Raw genomic sequence first — 15,711 nt, 5'->3', positions numbered from 1 at the left:
AGCAGGTGTAACCGATCAACAGAAACTGGGTGACCGACCTCGTGTGCGGACTGATGGGCTTCCTCTCCTTGACCGGCCGGGCCGGGGATCGCGTGGAGGAGGTGGCCGCGGGCATGCGGTGCGCCCGTCATCGCGGCCCGGACGACGCCGGCACCTGGAACGACGACGACGTGGTGTTCGGGTTCAACCGGCTGTCCATCATCGACATCGCCCACTCGCACCAGCCGCTGCGGTGGGGGCCGCCGGAATCGCCCGACCGGTACGCACTGGTGTTCAACGGCGAGATCTACAACTACCTGGAGCTGCGGGAGGAGCTGGCCGCGGAGTTCGGTGCCCGGTTCCGGACCGAGGGCGACGGTGAGGCCATCGTCGCCGGCTTCCACCACTGGGGCAAGGCGGCCGTGTCGCGGCTCAGAGGCATGTTCGCCTTCCTGATCTGGGACACCGAGCTGCGGGTGCTGTTCGGGGCACGCGACCCGTTCGGCATCAAACCGCTGTTCACGGCGGTCACCCCGGACGGGATCGCCTTCTCCTCCGAGGAGAAGGGCCTGCGGGAGCTCACCGGGGCGGCCGTGGTCGACGAGGCCGCCCTGCAGCACTACCTCGTCCTGCAGTACGTCCCGGAGCCGGCCACGATGGACGTCGCGATCCGCCGCCTCGAGTCCGGGACGCATTTCACCCTGCGTCCGGCGCCGGGTGCCGCGGTGCACCCGGAGCGGTACTTCCACCCGACGTTCGTGCCGTCGAGGGTGACCGGGGAATCGGAGCGCAACGCGCTGTACCGGCGCATCGCCGACGTCCTTGACGATTCGGTGAAGGCGCACATGCGGGCCGATGTCACCGTCGGGTCCTTCCTGTCCGGCGGTATCGACTCCACCGCGATCGCCGCGCTGGCCAAGCGCTACAACCCCGATCTGCTCACGTTCACCACCGGCTTCGACCGGGAGGGCTTTTCCGAGATCGACGTGGCCGCGGAGAGCGCAGCGGCGATCGGCGTCCGGCACGTCGTCCGCAAGGTCTCGGAGGCGGAACTCACGGGCGCGCTGCCGCTGATCGTCTGGTACCTGGACGAGCCGGTGGCCGACCCGGCCCTGGTGCCGCTGTACTTCGTCGCCAACGAAGCCCGCAAACACGTCAAGGTGGTGTTGTCCGGCGAGGGCGCCGACGAGCTGTTCGGCGGGTACAACATCTACCGCGAGCCGGCCTCCCTGGCCCCGATGACGCGGCTCCCCCACCAACTGCGCAAGGGACTGGCCGCCGTCGGCCGGGCTCTGCCGCAGGGCTTCCGCGGGAAGGACATGCTGCGCCGCGGCGCGATCGACCTCGAGCAGCGCTACTACGGGAACGCCCGCATCTTCCGCGAGGAACAGTTGCCCGGGGTGCTGCTCACCTACTCCCCCGACCGGTCGTTCCGGGACGTCACCGATCCGATCTACGCCCGGTCGCTGGGCAGCGACCCGATCTCACGGATGCAGCACGTTGACCTGTTCACGTGGCTGCGGGGGGACATCCTGGTCAAGGCGGACAAGATGACCATGGCCAACTCGCTGGAACTGCGGGTGCCGTTCCTGGACCCCCGCGTGTTCGACGTGGCCCGGACGGTGCCACCGGAGCACCGGGTCCAGGGCGTCGCGACCAAGGTGGCGCTGCGCAAGGCGATGGAACTGATCGTCCCGCCGCACGTGCTGAACCGGAAGAAGCTCGGCTTCCCGGTACCGATCCGGCACTACCTCAAGGAGGGCTCGTACGACTGGGCCCGCAACATCATCACCAGCGCCCAGACCGAGCAGTACATCGACGCCGCCGCGGTGGTGAAACTCCTGGACGACCACCGGGCCGGCGTCGCCGACTACTCACGGCCCATCTGGACCGTGATCGTCTTCCAGCTGTGGCACGAGATCTTCGTCACCGGCTCGATCAAGCCGGAGATTCCGGAGCCGGTCTATCCCGTCTTCCTGTAGCCGACGAGCCGGCGGTGGGCGCCGTCAGACGGTGACGAAGCCCATCGCCCCGGCGATCTCCACGGCCGCGGTCTCGCCGTAGCAGTCGGCCAGGCGGGCCAGGGCGGCCGCCGGCTCGAAGCTGTACTCCTGCGTACCGATGGTCTCCAGCACCAGGGTGGCCATCAGCGAGCCGAGCTGCGCCGAGCGTTCGAAATCGAGGCCGCGGTACTGGCCGGCCACGAAACCGGCACGGAACGCGTCGCCGACGCCCGTCGGGTCGACCTTGGCCAGCTCCGGGACGACCGGGACGTGCAGCCGCGAGCCATCCGCGGCGACGATCTCGACTCCCTTGGAACCCAGGGTGGTGACCCGATGGCCCACCTTGGACAGCAGCTGCGCCTCGGTCCAGCCGGTCTTGGACAGCAGCAGCCCGAGTTCGTAGTCGTTGGAGAACCAGAAGGCCGCACCGTCGACCAGTTTGCCCGCGTCAACGCCGTCCATGCGGGCCAGCTGCTGCGAGGGGTCGGCGGCGAAGGTGAGACCGCGCTGGCGGCATTCCTCGGCGTGCCGCACCATGGCGGCCGGGTCGCCGGCGCTGATCATCACCAGATCGATCCCGGCGACCGCATCGGCCACCGGACCGATCTCGATCTCCCGGGACCGTGACATGGCGCCCGCGTAGAACGAACCGATCTGGTTCATCGCGTCATCGGTCGTGCACACGAAACGGGCCGTCTGCACGTCCTTGAACACGTGCACGTGGGTGCAGTCGACCCCGTGCCGGGTCAGCCAGCTGCGGTAGTCGTCGAAGTCGGCACCGACGGCGTCCAGCAGGACCGGGCCGACCCCCAGAAGGCCCATCCCGAAGCAGATGTTCGCGGCCACCCCGCCCCGACGGACGACCAGGTCGTCGACCAGGAAGGACAGGGAGACCCGGTCCAACTGGTCCGGCAGGAGCGAATCGGTGAACTTCCCGGGGAAATGCATCAGGTGGTCGGTTGCGATCGAACCGGTGACGACGATGGGCACGAGGCCCCTTTCACTTCAGTCAGCGCAAGCGGGCGGGCCCGACGCGCGGAGGGATCCTTCTCCGACGGAAACGACCTTACCGCCTGCGATCCCTACCGACACCGAACGAGCATCGGCCGCCTCCCTCGGAAAACCGAGGGGGCGGCCGACGAACATCTCGTGACCGGTCAGGTCAGTGGAAGGAATCTCCGCAGGCGCAGGAGTTCTGCGCGTTCGGGTTGTCGATGGTGAAGCCCTGCTTCTCGATGGTGTCGACGAAGTCGATCACCGCACCGTCCAGGTACGGCTTGGACATCCGATCGACGGCCAGGCCGATGCCGCCGAAGTCGACGAGCGCGTCGCCGTCCAGGCTGCGGTCGTCGAAGAAGAGCTCGTAACGCAGACCCGAGCATCCACCCGGCTGCACGGCGATGCGGAGAACCATCTCGGCGCTGCCGTCGCGGTCCAGCAACGCCTTCGCCTTGGACGCCGCGGTCTCGGTCAGCGTCACGCCGTGGGCAGCCTTGACCTGTTCGGCCGACTCGGTGGCCTGGACGGGGGCGTCGGTATTGGCGGTAGTCATATGACTCCCTCTCTCAATGATCTCTGGGGGGTCGTGCACCTTCGATGATGCCAGAGGGCGGACCGCACTGGGGTCGGTCGGCCCACTTCGCTGGTCCAACCGCACGTGTTCCGTGGGTATTCCCGGCTCCTGGAGTCAACTATTCTCGTGTGGTGAGCTTTCTTCGCCGTAAGTCGGCTGACCAGGCATCAGACGTTCTCGTCCCCCCGGTTCCGGAGGCTCCGACCGTCGGGAAGGGCCGACCGACGCCGAAGCGGAGCCAGGCGGAAGCCCGACGCGGGCCGGTCGCCCCACCGCCGAAGACCCAGCGCGAAGCCATCAAGCGGTCCAAGGAGGTCGGCAAGACGCTGACCAAGGACGAGAAGCGGACGCAGTCGAACCAGCGTCGCGAGCGGATGATGCGGGGCGACGACGCCTACGTGCTGCCGCGTGACCGCGGGCCGGTCCGGGCCTTCGTCCGGGACCTGACCGATGCCCGCCGCAACGTCGCCGGGATCTTGCTGCCGGTGGCGCTCCTGTCCTTCGTGATCCTGCTCATCCGCAACCAGACGGTGCAGCTCATCGGCCCCTTCATCCTGCTCATCGCCATCCTCGCGGCGGTGGTCGACGCGATCATCTTCGGTCGTCAGCTGAGTCGTCGGGTGGCCGAACGGTTCCCGAAGGGCGATCCGGCCGGGCTCTCCATCCGGCCCCGCGCGCTCGGTTTCTATGCGTTCAACCGCGCCTGTCTGATCCGCAAATGGCGCGTGCCGCGCCCGCGGGTCGGTCGAGGGGACGCTGTCTGACCGTGGGCACGGACGACCTGCGACGTGCCGCTGAGGCCCAACGGGAGGTGGTGCGCCAGCGGTACTTCGACCAGGACGGGCGGCTGCACACGATGCCCCGCAAGCAGTCGCGCAAGCTCGCGGTGCTCGACCTGATCGCCGGTCGCTTCATCCCCGGCGTGCACTACCTCGAGGTAGAGGTGAATCGCGAGCTGATCGGCCTCTACGACGACTACGTATCCCTGCGACGAGCCCTGATCGACTTCGGATTCATGGATCGCGCGGACGGCCGGTACTGGCGTTCCGGCGGCACCGTCGAGGTGTGAGATGAGCGCGGTGGAACCGGCCGAGATCGTACCCGGCCGGCGGCGCGGCGGCCGGCGGCTGCACATCGTCACGGCGGCCGCCGACCTGTTCGCGGCCGGCGGCTACCCGGCGGCCGGGATGGATCAGATCGGCGCCGCGGCCGGCATCACCGGTCCGGCCATCTACCGGCACTTCGATTCCAAGGCGGCCATTTTGGCCGCGGTGTTCGACGGGATCATCGACGCCGTCACCCAGCCCCCGGAAGGCTCGTCGGCCGAGCCGGACCCGGCCCGGGATCTGCTGGCCCTGGTCGGTGTGTACGCCAGAGCGGTGGCGTCGCGCCGGCGGCTGATGGGCGTGTTCGTCCGCGAGGTGCATCACCTCCCACCGGAACACCGGATCCGGCTCGCCGAGCGGCAGCGGACGCTGGTCCGGCAGTGGCGGTCCCTGCTGGCGGAGGTGCACCCGTCCTGGAGCGCCGAGGTCATCCGCGCAACCGTGCACGGCTGCTTCGGCATGCTCAACGCGCTGGGTACCTTCGACTCGGCGCTCACCGACGACGAACTGGCCGGGACGCTGATCGATCTGGCCCGGAGGATGCTGGTACTCGACTGACCTCAGCGGCGAGGAGAGAACATGGACGGGTACCAGTCGGGATTCGGCAACGGCTTCGAGACGGAGGCGCTGCCCGGAGCGTTGCCGGTCGGGCGGAACTCACCCCAGCGCTGCGCGTACGGCCTGTACGCCGAGCAACTCTCCGGCTCGCCGTTCACGGCTCCCCGCATCAGCAACGAACGGTCCTGGCTCTACCGGATCCGGCCGTCGGTGGCCCACGGCGGCCGGTTCGTCAAGTGCCCGCCGTCGAACTGGCGGAGCGCCCCCGACGACGAGTGTGACCTGCCGATCGGCCCGCTGCGCTGGGATCCGATGCCCATCCCGGCCGAACCCCGTTCGCTGCTCGACGGCATGTGCACCGTGACCAGCGGGGGCGACGTCGGTACCCACACCGGCTTCGCCAACCACGTCTACCTGATCAACCGATCGATGCGGAGCGAATACCTGTACAACGCCGACGGCGAGATGCTCTTCGTCCTGCAGTACGGCGAACTGCGATTCTGGACCGAGTTCGGGATCATCGACGCCGAGCCCGGCGAGATCGTGGTCATCCCACGGGGGGTGAAGTTCCGGCTGGAACTCGGCGGCGACAGCGCGCGCGGATACGTCTGTGAGAACTACGGCGGCACCTTCACCCTCCCCGAACGCGGACCGATCGGGGCCAACTGTCTGGCCAACCCCCGCGACTTCCTCACCCCGGTGGCCGCCTACCAGGACCGGGACGAGCCCTCCGCCATGTTCGTGCGATGGGGCGGGTCGTTGTGGCGCTCCGAGATCGGCCACTCTCCTCTCGACGTCGTCGCCTGGCACGGCAACTACGCGCCGTACAAGTACGACCTGCGCCGCTTCTCCCCGGTCGGTCCGCTGCTGTTCGACCACGCCGACCCGTCCATCTTCACGGTGCTGACCGGCCCGTCGGAGACCCCGGGCACCGCGAACGTGGACTTCGTGGTCTTCCCGGACCGATGGATGGTGTCGGAGAACACCTTTCGACCGCCCTGGTATCACATGAACGTGATGAGCGAGTTCATGGGCCTGATCTACGGCGTCTACGACGCCAAGCCGCAGGGCTTCGTGCCCGGCGGCATCAGCCTGCACAACTGCATGCTCCCGCACGGCCCGGACACCGAGGCGTTCGCGCACGCATCAACCGTCGAACTGGCTCCGGCCAAGCTCGAAGGCACCATGGCCTTCATGTTCGAAACCCGCTTCCCGCAACGGGTCAGCCGGTTCGCCTCGTCCTCACCGCAACTGCAGGCCGACTACGCCGACTGCTGGCTGGGCCTGGAGAAACGCTTCGACCCGACCCAGCCGTAACCCGGACAAGGCTGGCCGGGTGGCCGGTTCAGCCGCGTCGCGGTCACTTCCGGGCATCCAGGAACCAGCCGTGCGGTCCGGGGAGAGCCGAACCCTGCGCCGGGCCGGTGGAGCCCGGGGCATACGGATGCGGGGCCGGCCGGTGGTCCAGGATCGGCGCGGCGGCGTTCCAGGCGTGGGACAACCCGGCGCTGGTGGTGAACAGCGAGCGGTCCCCGATCGTCACGTCATGGATGAGGGACACGTAGGGCGGCAACGGATCGCCACCGACCACGTCGTCCAGCGACAGATCCACGTCCTGCAGGGTCAGGTCGAGGCCGGGGCCGGGATTCTTCACCACCACCGACAACGCCATCGATCCGTTGCCCTGCATCGAGAAGCTGAGCACCGTTCCGTCCCCGGGGATTCCGGACAGCGGGCCGTCCGGCTTGCGCATCACCAATGAGACGCGTTGACCGCTCTCGTGCAGGTACTTCCCGCTGCGCAGCAGGAACGGCACCCCGTGCCAGCGGTCGGTGTCGACCCAGAGCCGGACGGCGGCGTAGGTGTCGGTGGTCGAGTCGTCAGCCACCTCGGGCAGGTCGCGGTAACCGTCGGCCTGCCCCAGCACCACGTCCTCGGCGGCCAGCGGCCGAAACGAGGCCAGCACGGATTCCCTTGCGTCCTGCAGGTTCTCGGCCGAGAAGTCGATCGGCGGCTCCATCGCGACCTCGGCCGCCACCTGGAACAGATGGGTCACCACCATGTCCCGCAGGGCACCGGTGGCGTCGTAGAAGGCGGCCCGGTCGGCGACGTCGAGCACCTCGGGCACGTCGATCTGCACCTGGGTGACGTGGTCCCGGCTCCAGATCTGCTCCGTCATCCGGTTGGCGAACCGCAGCACGTGGATGTTCTGCGTGGCCTCCTTGCCCAGGAAGTGGTCGATCCGGTAGACCTGCTCCTCCTTCATCACCGAGAGCACCAGCTGGTCCAGCTCCCGGAACGACTCCGGGCTGGTGCCGTACGGCTTCTCGTACACCACCCGCGATCCCTCCAGCAGCTGGTGCGCCGACAAGCCCTTGGTGATGCCCTCGAAGGCGACCGGCGGGATGGCCAGGTAGTGGATGTAGTCCGCGTCCGGGCCCAACAGTTCGTGGGCCTCGGCGAGCACGTCCAACAACGATCCCGGATCGTCCTGGTCGAACCCGCCACCGGCGAACCGGAGCCGGGCCGAGAAATCGGACCAGACCTTCTCGTCGACCTTGATGCCGCCGAATTCCTCCAGCGCGCTCCGCACCCGGGTCCGGAAGTCCTCGTGCGCGACATCCCCGCGGCCGTTCCCGACCAGCACCCACGAGGTGGGCATGAGTCCGTGCTGGGCGAGTTGGTAGAAGGCCGGCAGCACCATGCGCTTGGCGAGGTCGCCGGTCGCGCCGAACAGCACGAACACGGTGGGCTGGTTGGACGGCATCTGCAGTTCCCCTTCGGCGTGACGAGATCGATCAGACTCCCGACCACTGTTCCCTATCCCCGGGTCGGGCCAACCATCCGGGGGGCGGTGGTGATCTGGCCGAAAACGTGGGGACTTTGTCATTTACGCCATGACGAAAGCCCGACAGGATCGAGGCATGACGGCTCCCCCTCCGCGCACCGTGATCTTCCTGGCCGTTCCGGACCTCCAGATCCTGGACCTGGCCGGACCGATGGAGGTCTTCCATGGGGCCGACCGGGTGGCCCGGTCCCAGAGCCGCGCCGGGTACGACCTGGCGGTGGTCAGCGCCTCCCCCGGCCGGCTGATGACGTCGGGCGGCCTTGGCATCCACGCCGAGGCCCTCCCGGACCCGGCCACGCCGATCGACACCCTGGTGCTGCCGGGCGGCGACGGCGCGCGGGCGACACCAACCGATTCCGCGGCCGTGTCGTGGATCCGGCAGGCCGCTCCGCACGCGCGGCGGATCGCCACCGTCTGCACCGGATCCTTCCTGGCCGGGCGGGCCGGGCTGCTCGACGGTCGGCGGGTCGCCACCCACTGGCAACGAACCGGCATGCTGCAGTCCGAGTTCCCGACCGCCGAGGTCGACCCGGACCGGTTGTACCTGCAGGACGGCGACCTGTGGTCCTCGGGCGGAGTCACGGCCGGCATCGATCTCGCCCTGGCCATGGTCGAACAGGATCACAGCGCCGAGACCGCGCAACTGGTGGCCCGTCATCTGGTGCTGTCGTGGCGCCGCCCGGGTGGGCAGAGCCAGTACGCCGTACCGACATGGGCCCCTCGTGGCCGGACACCGCCGATCGTCCGGGCCCAGAATCTGATCGATGCCGATCCGGGTGGCGACCATCGGGCCGCCGTGCTGGCCGCCACGGTCGGCATGAGCGAGCGGCACTTCGCCCGGGTCTTCTCGGCCGAGGTGGGCGAGCCGCCGGCGCGCTACGTCGAGGCAACCCGGATGCAGGCCGCCCGGACCCTGCTCGAGACCGATGACCAGACAGTCACCGCCATTGCCGCCCGCTGCGGCTTCGGCACGGCCGAGACGATGCGCCGCACGTTCATCCGCCGGCTCGGCGTACCGCCTGACCGCTATCGGGAACGTTTCCACCTCACCCGCAGTTCCTGAACGCACGCCGGGCGCCTCCGCCCACGTGACGGCAAACCGTGACCGCACCCCCCGAAAGGACCCCCAGATCATGCAGGTGGCCATCGCGTTGTTCGACCAGATGACGGCGCTCGACGCCATCGGACCCTACGAAGTGCTGCAACGGGTTCCGGACTTCGACATCACCTTCGTCGGGCACTCCCGCGGCGAGATCCGGACCGAGAACGGCATGCTCGGCCTGACCGTGGACGCGACCTTCGACGAGCTCCCCCACCCCGACGTGGTGCTGATGCCCGGCGGCATCGGCTCCCGGCGACTCATCGCCGACCAGGTGGTTCTGGACTGGCTCCGGACGGCCCATGCCAGCAGCCGACTGACCACGTCGGTGTGTTCCGGGAGCCTGGTCCTGGCCGCGGCCGGACTGCTCGCCGGGCGTCCGGCGGCGACCCACTGGAGCGTCTACGACGTCCTGGAGTCACTGGGCGCGGTGGCCACCGGTGAACGGGTGGTGCCGTTGTGGGACGAGCGCATCGTCACGGCCGCCGGCGTCTCCAGCGGGATCGACATGGGGCTGGCCGTCATCGCGCATCTGGTCGACGACGTGGCCGCGATGGCCGCGCAACTGGAGACCGAGTACGACCCGCAGCCGCCGTTCGACTCCGGGTCGCTGGCCAAGGCGACGCCGGAGGTGCGGCAGCGGGTCCGCGAATACGGCCGGGTCAGGAACTGATTCAGCGCCAGGCCGGCATCTGTTGCAGGGTCCAGGCGTTGCCGTCGGGATCGGCGAACCGGACGAACCGACCCCACGGCTGGTCCTCGACCCCGGTGACCTCGACCCCGCGGGCGCTCAGCTCGGCGCGGGCCCGATCGGCGTCGGCCACCACCACCTGGATGCCCTTGACCGAACCGGGCTCGGCCTCGGTCAGCCCCTGGCCGAAGGCGATCGAGCAAGCCGAACCGGGTGGGGTCAGCTGTACGAAACGGGTGTGCTCGTCGACCCGCTGGTCGACGTCGGCATGGAAACCGACCCGGTCCACGTAGAAGGCCTTGGCCCGATCGACATCGCTGACCGGCAGGATGATGAGTTCGATCTTGTAGTCCATCACTGCTCCCTCGCTCGTTGGTGGATCTCACCCTAGGAGCGAATCCGGAAGGTCTGCTTCCTCATTGCGGTGCAGACTGACCGGCATGCTGACCACCTCGGCGCGCCTGCTCAAACTGCTCTCCCTGCTGCAGACGCCACGCGACTGGACCGGACCCGAACTGGCGCAGCGTCTGGAGGTGAGCGGCCGGACGATCCGGGCGGACATCAACCGGCTACGCACCCTCGGCTATCCGGTGGACGCGACCCGGGGCGCCGTCGGTGGCTACCGCCTGGGCGCCGGAGCGCAACTGCCGCCACTGCTGCTGGACGACGAAGAGGCGATCGCGGTGACGCTCGGCCTGCGCAGTGCCACCGGCAGCGCGATCGCCGGTATCCAGGATGCCTCCCTGCGCGCCCTGGCCAAGGTGGAACAGGTGCTGCCGTCCCGGCTCCGCCGCCGGATCGCCACCCTGCAGGCCTACACGGTTCCGGTCCCCTATTACGGCACCGGGCCCACCGTCGACCCCGAGGTCCTGGTCACCATCACCGCTGCCTGCCGCGATCACGAGCAACTGCGGTTCGACTACACCGATCACGACGGAACGGCCACCCGCCGGAGGGCCGACCCGCACCGTCTGGTCAGCTGGGGACGGCGCTGGTACCTGGTCGCGTGGGATCCGGACCGCTCGGACTGGCGCACCTTCCGGGTCGACCGGATCTGTCTGAAGATCCCGAACGGACCGCGCTTCGTCGAGCGCGACCTGCCCCAACCGGACATCGCGGCGTATGTGGCCTCGCGGGTGTCGAACACCACCTGGCGGCGGCCGGCCAAAATCACCGTGCACGCATCGGCCGAGGTCGTGCGCGAGCGGATCAACCCGTTCATCGGCACGGTCGAACCGGTCGACGAACACACCTGCACCCTGACCACCGGCGTCGACGACCCGGCGGCCACGGCGGTCCATCTGGGACTGCTCGGGCACGACTTCACCGTCGTCGAGCCCCCGGAGCTCGTCGAACAGGTCCGGCAGCTGGCCGACCGTTACCGCCGGGCGAGCCCTACGTGCGCTACAGCGAGAGATACCGCTTGAGCTCGAACGGGGTGACCTGCCGACGATAGGCCTCGAACTCGGCCCGCTTGTTCCGCAGGAAGAAGTCGAAGACGTGCTCCCCCAACGCTTCCGGCACGAACTCGGACCGCTCCATCACGGCCAGCGCCGACTCCAGTGACGCCGGGAGCCGGACGTAGCCGAGGGCGCGGCGCTCGGTCTCGGACAGCGACCACACGTCGTCCTCGGCTGGGGCCGGCAACTCGTAGCCCTCCCGGATGCCACGCAGGCCGGCCGCGATGACGACCGCGAACATCAGGTACGGGTTGCAGGCCGAGTCGGGCAGGCGGAACTCCATCCGCTGGCTGGAGGACTTGCCGGGCGAATAGTTCGGCACCCGGATCAGGGCCGACCGGTTGGCCTGACCCCACGACGCCGTGGTCGGGGCCTCCTCGCCGATCACCAACCGCTTGTAGGAGTTGACCCACTGGCAGGAGACGGCGGTGATCTCGGCCGCGTGCTTGAGGACACCGGCCAGGAAGGCCTTCCCGGTGGCCGACATCTGGTACTCGTCGTCCGGGTCGTAGAACGCGTTGGTCTCACCCTCGAACAGCGAGAAGTGGGTGTGCATGGCCGATCCCGGGTGATCGGGGAACGGCTTCGGCATGAAGGACGCCTTCACCCCCTGGGTGATGGCCACCTCCTTCACCACGTACCGGAACGACATGATGTTGTCGGCCATGGTCAGCGCGTCGGCGTAGCGCAGGTCGATCTCCTGCTGGCCGGGTGCGCCTTCGTGGTGGGAGAACTCGACCGAGATCCCCATCGCCTCGAGGGTCTCGATGGCCCGGCGCCGGAAGTGCGGAGCGACGTCGTGGGACGCCTGGTCGAAGAAGCCGCCCTGGTCGGCCGGCTCCGGCGCCGACCCGTCGCTGGGCAGGTCCTTCATCAGGAAGAACTCGATCTCGGGATGGACGTAGCAGGTGAAACCCATCGAGGCGGCCTCGCCCATCACGCGGCGCAGCACGTGTCGCGGGTCGGCCCAGCTCGGGCTGCCGTCGGGCATGGTGATGTCGCAGAACATCCGGGCCGAGTAGACCTTGCCCTCCTCGGTCTCCCACGGGAGCACCTGGAAGGTGGACGGGTCGGGCTTGGCGATCATGTCGGACTCGTAGACGCGGGCGTAGCCCTCGACCGCGCTGCCGTCGAAGCCGATGCCTTCGGAGAAGGCACCTTCGAGCTCCGCCGGGGCCACGGCGACCGACTTGAGGTACCCGAGGACGTCGGTGAACCAGAGCCGGACGAATCGGATATCCCGCTCTTCAAGGGTGCGCAGGACGAACTGCTGCTGACGGTCCATGCCCACACCCTATGTACGCCGTATTTCCGGCTTGTTGCCCGGCCCCTTGTCGGCCGGGGCGCGCGTACCGTGTCCGGATGCGCGGCACCGTGATCTCGTCCAACGGCGTCGACTTCCGGCTGCCGGACACGGGGGGCGTCGAGGGCGTCCGGCTCGAGGTCGATTTCCCCCTCGGCCCCACTGACCTGGAGTTCCGCCGGTCCGGCGGGGAGTGGGCGTTGCACTTGCCGCGGCCCGCGGTCGATCGACTCGAGTACCGGCTCACCCTCCGGTCGGCCGGCGGGACCGCCTGGACCAGGGACCCGGAGAATCCGGCCCACGTCGCCAATCCGTTCGGCGACAGGTCCGAGATCCGGTTCCCGGAGTATCGCCCGCCCGTCTGGGTGTCCAGACCGGAGTCCGGCACCCGCCTGCGCGTCGGCACCCAGGCTGGGGGCCTCGGCGACCCGGTCCCGCTGACCGTGTGGTCCCCCGACGGCCTCGGCCCGCGGACGCCGGCGCCCCTTCTGCTGGCCAACGACGGCACCGACATGGCGACCCGCGGCTCGTTGCTCCGCTGGGCGACCCAGGCGGCCAACCGCCTTCGGTTCCGGGTCGCCCTGCTGGACCCGGCGGACGGGCGGCGGGACAGCTGGTACGCCGCGAGTTCGGACTACGCCGACCATCTGTCCGCTGTGATCCTGCCGGCCGTCCGCGAGCGGTTCGCCGTCTCGGCCACGGTCGGTCTGGGGGCCAGCCTGGGTGCGCTGTCCATGTTGTGGGCGCACCGCCGGCATCCCGGGCTGCTGCAGGGGCTCGCGCTGCAATCCGGTTCCTACTTCACGGCCGTCCACGATCCCCAGGAGAGCGGCTACTCCCGGTTCGGGCACATCTGCGCGGCGGTTCGCGAGTTGACGCAGGGGCCGGCCAGGCAGACCACGCCGGTGCTGGTCACCTGCGGCGCCGTCGAGGAGAACCGGGCCAACAACGAGCAGATGGCCCGCGCCCTGGCGGCGCAGGGATACCGCGTCGACCTGCGCCTGGTGCCCGACGCCCACACCATGATCGGATGGCGCGACGCCTGGTCCCCCGGCGTCGAACAGCTACTGGAACAGGTGTCATGACGAGGACCGAGTACCACCACCTGGACGCTCCCTCGTGGGACGGCCCGCGCGAACTCGCGGTGCACGGGCACTGGGGGCGCCCCGTCCTGTGGTTCCCGACCGAGGGGGGTGGGCCGTCCGAGTTCGAAGCCAACGGCATGCTCGACGCGCTCGGGCCGGCGATCGACGACGGCAAGCTCAAGATCTTCTGCGTGCCGTCCTACGACGACCACTCATGGTCGAACCGCGACCTGCGGCAGGGTGACCGGGCCCGCGCCCACCGACGGTTCGAGGACTGGATCCTCTGGTCGGTGGTCCCCTTCATCCGCGAGCAGTGCGGCGGCCGGGACGACATCGTCACCGCCGGCGCGTCCATCGGCGCGTTCCACTCCGTGCTGTTCGCGCTGCGCCATGCGCACGTCTTCCACCGGGCGGTGGGTTTCTCCGGTGCCTACGACCCGTGGGCCTGGCACGCCTGGGGCGACTCCGACGACGACACGTACCTCACCGATCCGGTGCAGTTCCTGCCCCGCACCTACGGCGGTCACCTGGAACACCTGCGGCGCAGCCTGTACCTGACCCTGGTTGTCAGCAGCGGCCGGTGGGAGGACACCACGGGGGCGAATGCCTCGACCCGGAAGCTGGATGCGATCCTCGGCGACAAGCAGATCCCGCACGAGATGCACGTCTGGGGACCGGAGTGGCCGCACGACTGGCCCAGCTGGCGCGCCCAGGCGGCCACCTATCTCCCACCCCTCGGCTGAGAAGGACACCCGCATGACGATGGCCGGACGAGATTCGACGAATCACCTCATCGGATTGCTGCTGGGCACGGAGGACGACTGGCCGCGCGCCTTCGAAACCCTGACCCGGCGCCTCGGCGCGGTGCACCACCGCGGAAGGGACCACCACGTCAGTACCGAACGGATCACCATCGAGCCGTTCGACCTGCGGGACCCGGTGCGGCACGACCTCGTCATCGACCGGTTGGCCTGGTGGTACTACCACCCCCGGGAGTGGCTGAAGAAGGCGGCCCTGGTCAACGACACGTACCTGTTGAACAACCCGTTCACGTTCCAGGCCATGGAGAAGCACTCCGCCTATTGCGCCATGATCCGGCTCGGCTTCGACATCCCGTCCACCGTGCTGGTGCCGTACAAGAACCCGCTCGACCACGAGAAGTGGGCCTACACCGCCGACACCTACAACCTGCCGTTCGAACTCGACACCGTGGCTGAACGCGTCGGGTACCCGATGTACATGAAGCCGTTCGACGGCGGGGCCTGGCGCGGGGTGTCCCGGGTCGACGACGTCGAGACGCTGCACCGGGCCTACGACCAGTCGGGCCAGATGCTGATGCACCTGCAGGCCGCCGTCTCCCCGTACGACGCGTTCGCCCGATCGCTGACCATCGGGCCGGAGACCAAGATCATGAAGTTCCGGCCCGAACTGCCGATGCACGACCGCTACGAGGTCGCGCATTCGTTTCTCGAACCCGAGGCCGGCATGGAGATCCTCACCCTGTCGCGCACCATCAACGCGTTCTTCCGCTGGGAGTTCAACTCCTGCGAGGCGTTGGTCCGGGGGACCACGGTCAAGCCCATCGACTACGCCAACGCCTGCCCCGACATCGCCGTCACGTCGCTGCACTACTACTTCCCGTGGGCCATCACGCAGCTGATCTCCTGGTCGGTGTTCTGCGCCGTCACCGACCGCCGGCCCCGGGTTGACACCACCTCCCGGGAGTGGTTCGACGTGGCCGACGACCCGGACCTGTCCTGGCACGACAAGCTCGGCCGGTACGGCCTTCTGGCCGACCAGTACTTCCAGGCCGACGAGTACCGGGAGTTCTGCTCCACCTCCCTGGCCTCGCTGCCCGCTCTGGTCCGGGACTGGATCGACTCGCCCGATTTCGACCAGCTGCTGGTCGAGACGGTGGCCGCGACCTACCCGGCGGCCGAGCACGAACGTTTCCTGGCCCACTTCCGCGGGCTCATGTCCCTGTGGGTCGAGGACCAGCGCTAGCC

General features: G+C 68.9%; 16 protein-coding genes. 11 read left to right on the top strand and 5 right to left on the bottom strand.

From position 1 onward, the window contains the following. Positions 1-41 precede the first annotated feature (41 nt). Positions 42-1,961, top strand: a complete 1,920-nt coding sequence (gene asnB, locus BLS97_RS16535; RefSeq protein WP_407938061.1) for an asparagine synthase (glutamine-hydrolyzing) — start codon at positions 42-44, stop codon at positions 1,959-1,961. 24 nt (positions 1,962-1,985) lie between these two features. On the opposite strand, the gene BLS97_RS16530 is transcribed toward asnB, so the two are convergent. Next, a complete protein-coding gene (locus tag BLS97_RS16530) occupies positions 1,986-2,930 on the bottom strand; it encodes a carbohydrate kinase family protein (RefSeq protein WP_090482430.1) in 945 nt (314 codons plus the stop codon). 214 nt (positions 2,931-3,144) lie between these two features. Then, the gene (locus BLS97_RS16525; protein ID WP_090477746.1) at positions 3,145-3,534 is read right to left on the bottom strand and encodes a HesB/IscA family protein; all 390 of its coding nucleotides are present in this window, start codon (positions 3,532-3,534) and stop codon (positions 3,145-3,147) included. 152 nt (positions 3,535-3,686) lie between these two features. On the opposite strand from BLS97_RS16525, the gene BLS97_RS16520 reads away from it, so the two are divergent. Genes BLS97_RS16520 through hmgA form a run of 4 tightly spaced genes read left to right on the top strand, consistent with a single transcriptional unit; the run spans position 3,687 to position 6,536 of the window. Beyond that, a complete protein-coding gene (locus BLS97_RS16520; RefSeq protein WP_090482426.1) occupies positions 3,687-4,319 on the top strand; it encodes a DUF3043 domain-containing protein in 633 nt (210 codons plus the stop codon). 2 nt (positions 4,320-4,321) lie between these two features. Further along, the gene (locus BLS97_RS16515; protein WP_197676221.1) at positions 4,322-4,624 is read left to right on the top strand and encodes a DUF2087 domain-containing protein; all 303 of its coding nucleotides are present in this window, start codon (positions 4,322-4,324) and stop codon (positions 4,622-4,624) included. 1 nt (position 4,625) lies between these two features. Beyond that, complete coding sequence (locus tag BLS97_RS16510; protein WP_090477739.1) at positions 4,626-5,219, top strand: TetR/AcrR family transcriptional regulator; 594 nt, start codon at positions 4,626-4,628, stop codon at positions 5,217-5,219. A gap of 21 nt (positions 5,220-5,240) precedes the next feature. Next, a complete protein-coding gene (gene hmgA / locus BLS97_RS16505; protein WP_090477736.1) occupies positions 5,241-6,536 on the top strand; it encodes a homogentisate 1,2-dioxygenase in 1,296 nt (431 codons plus the stop codon). A gap of 43 nt (positions 6,537-6,579) precedes the next feature. Here the strand turns inward: hmgA and BLS97_RS16500 are convergent, their stop codons facing one another. Then, positions 6,580-7,986 (bottom strand): glucose-6-phosphate dehydrogenase, encoded by a 1,407-nt coding sequence (locus BLS97_RS16500; protein ID WP_090477732.1) that lies wholly within the window; start codon positions 7,984-7,986, stop codon positions 6,580-6,582. Positions 7,987-8,143: 157 nt separating this feature from the next. On the opposite strand from BLS97_RS16500, the gene BLS97_RS16495 reads away from it, so the two are divergent. Both BLS97_RS16495 and BLS97_RS16490 read left to right on the top strand, forming a co-directional pair. Then, positions 8,144-9,130, top strand: a complete 987-nt coding sequence (locus tag BLS97_RS16495; protein ID WP_090477728.1) for a GlxA family transcriptional regulator — start codon at positions 8,144-8,146, stop codon at positions 9,128-9,130. 70 nt (positions 9,131-9,200) lie between these two features. Beyond that, positions 9,201-9,839, top strand: coding sequence for a DJ-1/PfpI family protein (locus tag BLS97_RS16490; protein WP_090477724.1), 639 nt, complete (start codon positions 9,201-9,203; stop codon positions 9,837-9,839). 1 nt (position 9,840) lies between these two features. Here BLS97_RS16490 and BLS97_RS16485 read toward each other — a convergent pair whose 3' ends face one another. Further along, positions 9,841-10,212, bottom strand: coding sequence for a glyoxalase superfamily protein (locus BLS97_RS16485; RefSeq protein ID WP_090477721.1), 372 nt, complete (start codon positions 10,210-10,212; stop codon positions 9,841-9,843). A gap of 85 nt (positions 10,213-10,297) precedes the next feature. On the opposite strand from BLS97_RS16485, the gene BLS97_RS16480 reads away from it, so the two are divergent. Beyond that, complete coding sequence (locus tag BLS97_RS16480) at positions 10,298-11,284, top strand: helix-turn-helix transcriptional regulator (RefSeq protein ID WP_090477718.1); 987 nt, start codon at positions 10,298-10,300, stop codon at positions 11,282-11,284. On the opposite strand, the gene glnA is transcribed toward BLS97_RS16480, so the two are convergent. Beyond that, a complete protein-coding gene (gene glnA, locus BLS97_RS16475) occupies positions 11,262-12,602 on the bottom strand; it encodes a type I glutamate--ammonia ligase (protein ID WP_090477716.1) in 1,341 nt (446 codons plus the stop codon). The genes BLS97_RS16480 and glnA overlap by 23 nt on opposite strands. 77 nt (positions 12,603-12,679) lie before the next feature. Between glnA and BLS97_RS16470 the strand changes: the two genes are divergently transcribed. From BLS97_RS16470 to BLS97_RS16460, 3 genes are read left to right on the top strand one after another with little or no spacing between them, the layout of a single operon-like run. Then, positions 12,680-13,705 carry an alpha/beta hydrolase gene (locus tag BLS97_RS16470; RefSeq protein ID WP_090477713.1) on the top strand — a complete coding sequence of 342 codons (1,026 nt, stop codon included), beginning with the start codon at positions 12,680-12,682 and terminating at the stop codon, positions 13,703-13,705. Then, positions 13,702-14,448, top strand: coding sequence for an esterase family protein (locus BLS97_RS16465; protein WP_090477709.1), 747 nt, complete (start codon positions 13,702-13,704; stop codon positions 14,446-14,448). Before BLS97_RS16470 ends, BLS97_RS16465 begins: the two co-directional genes overlap by 4 nt. A 13-nt stretch (positions 14,449-14,461) precedes the next feature. Next, positions 14,462-15,709, top strand: a complete 1,248-nt coding sequence (locus BLS97_RS16460; protein ID WP_090477705.1) for an ATP-grasp domain-containing protein — start codon at positions 14,462-14,464, stop codon at positions 15,707-15,709. The last annotated feature ends 2 nt before the right edge of the window (positions 15,710-15,711 follow it).

Source organism: Nakamurella panacisegetis, assembly GCF_900104535.1.
GTDB classification, from domain to species: Bacteria; Actinomycetota; Actinomycetes; order Mycobacteriales; family Nakamurellaceae; genus Nakamurella; species Nakamurella panacisegetis.
The sequence above is the reverse complement of the archived record's forward strand: the minus strand, read 5'-3'. Positions and strand labels throughout refer to the sequence as shown.

Coding starts and splice junctions, on each gene's coding strand:
- BLS97_RS16525 (WP_090477746.1), bottom strand. CDS start 3,534: ATGACTACCGCCAATACCGACGCCCCCGTCCAGGCCACCGAGTCGGCC.
- BLS97_RS16530 (WP_090482430.1), bottom strand. CDS start 2,930: ATGCATTTCCCCGGGAAGTTCACCGATTCGCTCCTGCCGGACCAGTTG.
- BLS97_RS16465 (WP_090477709.1), top strand. CDS start 13,702: ATGACGAGGACCGAGTACCACCACCTGGACGCTCCCTCGTGGGACGGC.
- BLS97_RS16495 (WP_090477728.1), top strand. CDS start 8,144: ATGACGGCTCCCCCTCCGCGCACCGTGATCTTCCTGGCCGTTCCGGAC.
- BLS97_RS16460 (WP_090477705.1), top strand. CDS start 14,462: ATGACGATGGCCGGACGAGATTCGACGAATCACCTCATCGGATTGCTG.
- BLS97_RS16510 (WP_090477739.1), top strand. CDS start 4,626: ATGAGCGCGGTGGAACCGGCCGAGATCGTACCCGGCCGGCGGCGCGGC.
- glnA (WP_090477716.1), bottom strand. CDS start 12,602: ATGGACCGTCAGCAGCAGTTCGTCCTGCGCACCCTTGAAGAGCGGGAT.
- BLS97_RS16490 (WP_090477724.1), top strand. CDS start 9,201: ATGCAGGTGGCCATCGCGTTGTTCGACCAGATGACGGCGCTCGACGCC.
- hmgA (WP_090477736.1), top strand. CDS start 5,241: ATGGACGGGTACCAGTCGGGATTCGGCAACGGCTTCGAGACGGAGGCG.
- BLS97_RS16470 (WP_090477713.1), top strand. CDS start 12,680: ATGCGCGGCACCGTGATCTCGTCCAACGGCGTCGACTTCCGGCTGCCG.
- BLS97_RS16500 (WP_090477732.1), bottom strand. CDS start 7,986: ATGCCGTCCAACCAGCCCACCGTGTTCGTGCTGTTCGGCGCGACCGGC.
- BLS97_RS16480 (WP_090477718.1), top strand. CDS start 10,298: ATGCTGACCACCTCGGCGCGCCTGCTCAAACTGCTCTCCCTGCTGCAG.
- BLS97_RS16485 (WP_090477721.1), bottom strand. CDS start 10,212: ATGGACTACAAGATCGAACTCATCATCCTGCCGGTCAGCGATGTCGAT.